Origin of the sequence: Thermoflexus sp., assembly GCF_040289485.1 — a bacterium.
Classification (GTDB): Bacteria; Chloroflexota; Anaerolineae; order Thermoflexales; family Thermoflexaceae; genus Thermoflexus.
The window spans coordinates 2,508-6,307 of record NZ_PSLG01000091.1 but is presented as its reverse complement, the minus strand read 5'-3'; the positions used below and the strand labels follow the sequence as shown (position 1 = coordinate 6,307).

Sequence of the window (3,800 nt, the reverse complement as noted above, 5' to 3'; positions counted from 1 at the left end):
CCCGAGGGCGCTGGCCGGGCCGGAGGCGTTGCGACGGCTCCAGAAGGCCGGGGAGCGGCTGGCCGGGCTGCCCCCGGATACCCCGGTGGCCGACTGTCTGCGGTGCATCGGGGAGGAGGCCCTCCGCCTCATCGACGCCCCCGGCGCCGCCGTCCTCTTCGGCTACGACCCGGAGCGCGCCGCCCTCGACCCCGCCACCCGCGTCGCTGTCGGCGAGACGGATGCCCTCAGCGGGCCCGATTGGCCCCGCCCTGACGGAATGGCCGCCCGCGCCCTGGCCCGCCGCCGCCGTGTCCTCTCCTACGAGGAGCCCGACGCCCCGATCCACCCCGCCAAGCAGGCCGCCGGCGCCCGCGTCGTCGGCTGCTGGCCGCTGCTGGCCGCCGATGAGCCCCTCGGGGTCCTCTACCTCTACCGCCGCGAGGACCGCCCGTTCTCGGAGCCGGAACTCGCCCTCCTGGAGGCGTTCACCGGCATCGCCGCCGCCTTCCTCCGCCCCGCGCGCGCCGCCCAGAGCCTTCAGATCGCCCTCCAGCGCGTCACCCGCGAACTGGAGGAGCTGCGCCGCATGGACCTCCTCCTCGGCGCCCGCGCCGACCCCCAGGAGGTCCTCGAGGCCATCCTCCGGATCGCCCTGGAACTCACCGGCGCCCGCTTCGGGACGCTGCGCCTGGTGGACCGCCAGCGCCGCCGTCTGGTCCTCGGGGCCCTCATCGGTCGGCCCCTGCTGCCCACGGTCGCGCCAGAACTCGACCTCGATGAGACCAGCATCGTCGGCTGGGTCGCCGTCCACGGCCGGTCGCTGCGGATCGATGACCTCCCCCACTCCCCCTGGGCCTCCCGCTACCGGCCCTGGCTCGCCGGGCCGGAGATCCGCGCCGAACTGGCCGTGCCCCTCATCGGGGCCGGCGATGAGGTCGAGGGGGTGCTCAACCTGGAAAGCCCTACCCCCGGCGCCTTCTCCGAGGCCGATCAACGCCTGCTGGAGATGCTGGCCGCCCGGGCGGTGATCGCCCTCCAGGAGATGCGGCTGCTGCGCGGGATGCAGGAACTCACCGGCTCCCTCCTCCACGCCGGCCAGGAAACCCTCTTCGCCCGCGCCGTCGCCCTGGCCTGCGACCTCCTCCAGGTCGCCGACGGGGCCATCTGGCTCACGCCCCCCACCGGCTCACCCGCCCTCACCTTCGCCACCCACCCGGCCATGGCCGGGACGGCCGGGCTGGCCGAGGCGGTGCGCCAGGCCCGCCAGCCCCTCACCCTGGAGGCCGGCGGCTGCGCCCTCGCCGTCCCGATGCTGGACCCCGAGGGAGCCGTCCGGGGCGTCTTCGTGGTCCACGCCCACCGCCCCCGGACGTTCACCGAGCGGGACCAGCGCCTGCTCACCATCCTGGCCAACCAGACCGCCCTGGCCCTGCAATTGGCAGAGCACGTCCGGGCCCTGCAGGCCGCCCGGGAACGCCAGGCCCTCACGGAGGCCTTCGCCGCCGTCGGTGACATCGCCGCCAACCTGCTCCACCGCCTGAACAACCACCTGGGCCTGATCCCGGTCCGCCTGGAGGGCCTGATGGAGAAGCGGCCCGCCCTCCTCCAGGACCCTTACCTGGCCGCCGCCCTTCAGGAGATCGAGGCCCGGGCCCGGGCCGCCCTGGACGCGGTGCGGGAGGCCATGGTCTACCTGCGGCCGATGCGCCCGCGACCCACCGCCGTCCTGCCCTGCCTGGAGCGGGCCCTGCAGGACCTGCAGATCCCGCCCGGCATCCGCGTGGAGATCTCCGGACTGGAGGCCCTCCCGCCGGTCATGGCCGGGGAGCCCCAACTCACCCTGGTTTTCTTCAACCTGCTGGAGAACGCCGTCGAGGCCCTGGGGGAACAGGGATGGATCGCGGTGCAGGGCGCCGCGGCGCCCGACGCGGTCGTCCTCACCGTGCGGGACAACGGCCCCGGCATCCCGCCGGAACTGCAGGAGCGGATCTTCGAACTGGATTTCTCCACCAAGCGCTCGCCGAAGAAACTGGGCTTCGGCCTGTGGTGGGTGAAGATGCTGGTCCAGCGGTTCGGGGGCGAGATCCACGTGGAAAGCGCCCCCGGCCAGGGGACCGCCTTCTACCTCCGGCTGCCCCTCGCCCCGCCGGCGGGGGCGCCGGCCGCCCCCTGAGATCCCCCCGTCGAGGAGGCTGCTATGGGCGAGCGGGAACCACACGCCGCCACCAGCGCCCACGCCCTGATCGTCGAGGACGACCCGGCCTGGCAGGCCCTCCTGGCCGAGGTCCTCGCGGACATGGGCCTGACGGCGGAGGCGGTCGGCGATGGAGCCTCGGCCTTGGCCCGTATCGGGGAACGCGCCTACCGCCTGGCGGTGGTCGACCTCTCCCTGGACCCGATAGACCACCGGGACCGCAGCGGCCTCCAGGTCCTCGAGGCCCTGGCCGCGCGCACCCCGCCGGTCCCCGCCATCGCCCTGACCGGCTACGCGACGGTGGAACTGGCGGTGGAGGCGCTGACCCGCGGCCGCGCGGCCGATTTCCTCCGGAAGGAGACCTTCCACCGACAGGCCTTCCGGGAGGTGGTGGCCCGCCTGCTGCAGCAGGAGCCCCCCCGTGCCGCCCCGCGGCCCGCTCCTGCCCCCGAGGCTGGAGCCGCCGCCGCCGTCGCCGCACCGGTGCTGGTGGTCGAGGACGACCCCGGCTGGCAGGATCTTTACCAGGAGCTCCTGGCCGAGATCGGACTGACCTGCACGGTGGCCCCCTCCTACGCCGAGGCCCTGGCCTGGCTGGAGCGGAAGCCCTTCGCCCTGCTCATCGTGGACCTCCAGTTGGCCAGCTCCTTGGATCCCTTCGGGAACCGGGACGGCCTGCGGTTGCTGCGGGTGGCCCACCGGCGGGGACTGCCCACCCTGGCGGTCAGCGCCACCGCCTCCGCCGACGAGGTGGAGCACGCCTACGAGGCCTTCCACGTCTTCGCCTTCTTCGACAAGGCGGCCTTCAACCGACGGACCTTCCTCGCCTTCGTCCAGGAGGCCCTGGCCCACGGACCCGCGCCCGCTCCCATCCGCCCTGCCCCGCCCGCCGGCCCCCGCTCGCCGGAGGACCAGGAGGCCTTGGCCCGCCTCACGCCGCGGGAGCGGGAGGTGCTGCGCTGGATGGCCCACGGCCTCACCAACCGGGAGATCGCCGAACGTCTCTTCGTCTCCCCCCACACGGTGAAGAAGCAGGTGGACAGCATCCTGAACAAACTGGGGGTCCACACGCGGGCCGCCGCCGTCCGCAAGGCCATCCTAGGCGGTCTGCTGGAAGAGGACCCCGCCGATCCCACCGGCCGGCGGTGAGCGCCGCGGCCTCGATCCGAGTCCGGATGCGCCAAGGGCCGCGCGACGAGAAGGGGATGTCTTTCGGCGCCTTTTGGACAGGCCCGGGGAGGGCCGTCGGTGAGGCAGACGTTGCAGAGACGGGCCGCCATGCGGATCCTGCCTCCGGGTGAGCGCCCGCAGGGCCACATCTATCGGCTTTCGAAGAGCTCGGCGAGGGGGATATGCAGGCCGGGGAGCACGTCCTCCCCCTCCAGCGCCTCCCCCTCCCGCAACAGCCGCGCCGAACCGTCCGCCCGATACACCGTCACCGCCCGCGCCGACGGCGCCACCACCCACACCAACCGCGCCCCCGCCTCCAAATAGTCCCGCACCTTCTGCTGCACGTCCACCGGATCGTCCGAAGGCGACAACACCTCCACCGCCAGATCCGGCGCCCCCTCCAAAAACCCCTCCGGCAACCGCCCCCCCGGCAACTGCCCCGCCGAAACCAAGG

The 3,800-nt window shown here is 73.8% G+C and carries 3 protein-coding genes; 2 read left to right on the top strand and 1 reads right to left on the bottom strand.

Features of this window, described 5'->3' with window-relative positions:
* Window positions 1-2,155: GAF domain-containing protein (locus C4313_RS10860; RefSeq protein ID WP_352429879.1), on the top strand; the 2,155-nt coding region annotated here is incomplete at its 5' end.
* Between the two features lie 24 nt (window positions 2,156-2,179).
* A complete protein-coding gene (locus C4313_RS10855) occupies window positions 2,180-3,325 on the top strand; it encodes a response regulator (protein WP_352429878.1) in 1,146 nt (381 codons plus the stop codon).
* 170 nt (window positions 3,326-3,495) lie between these two features.
* On the opposite strand, the gene C4313_RS10850 is transcribed toward C4313_RS10855, so the two are convergent.
* A partial coding sequence (locus C4313_RS10850) for a Uma2 family endonuclease (RefSeq protein WP_352429877.1) occupies window positions 3,496-3,800 on the bottom strand: 305 nt, incomplete at its 5' end.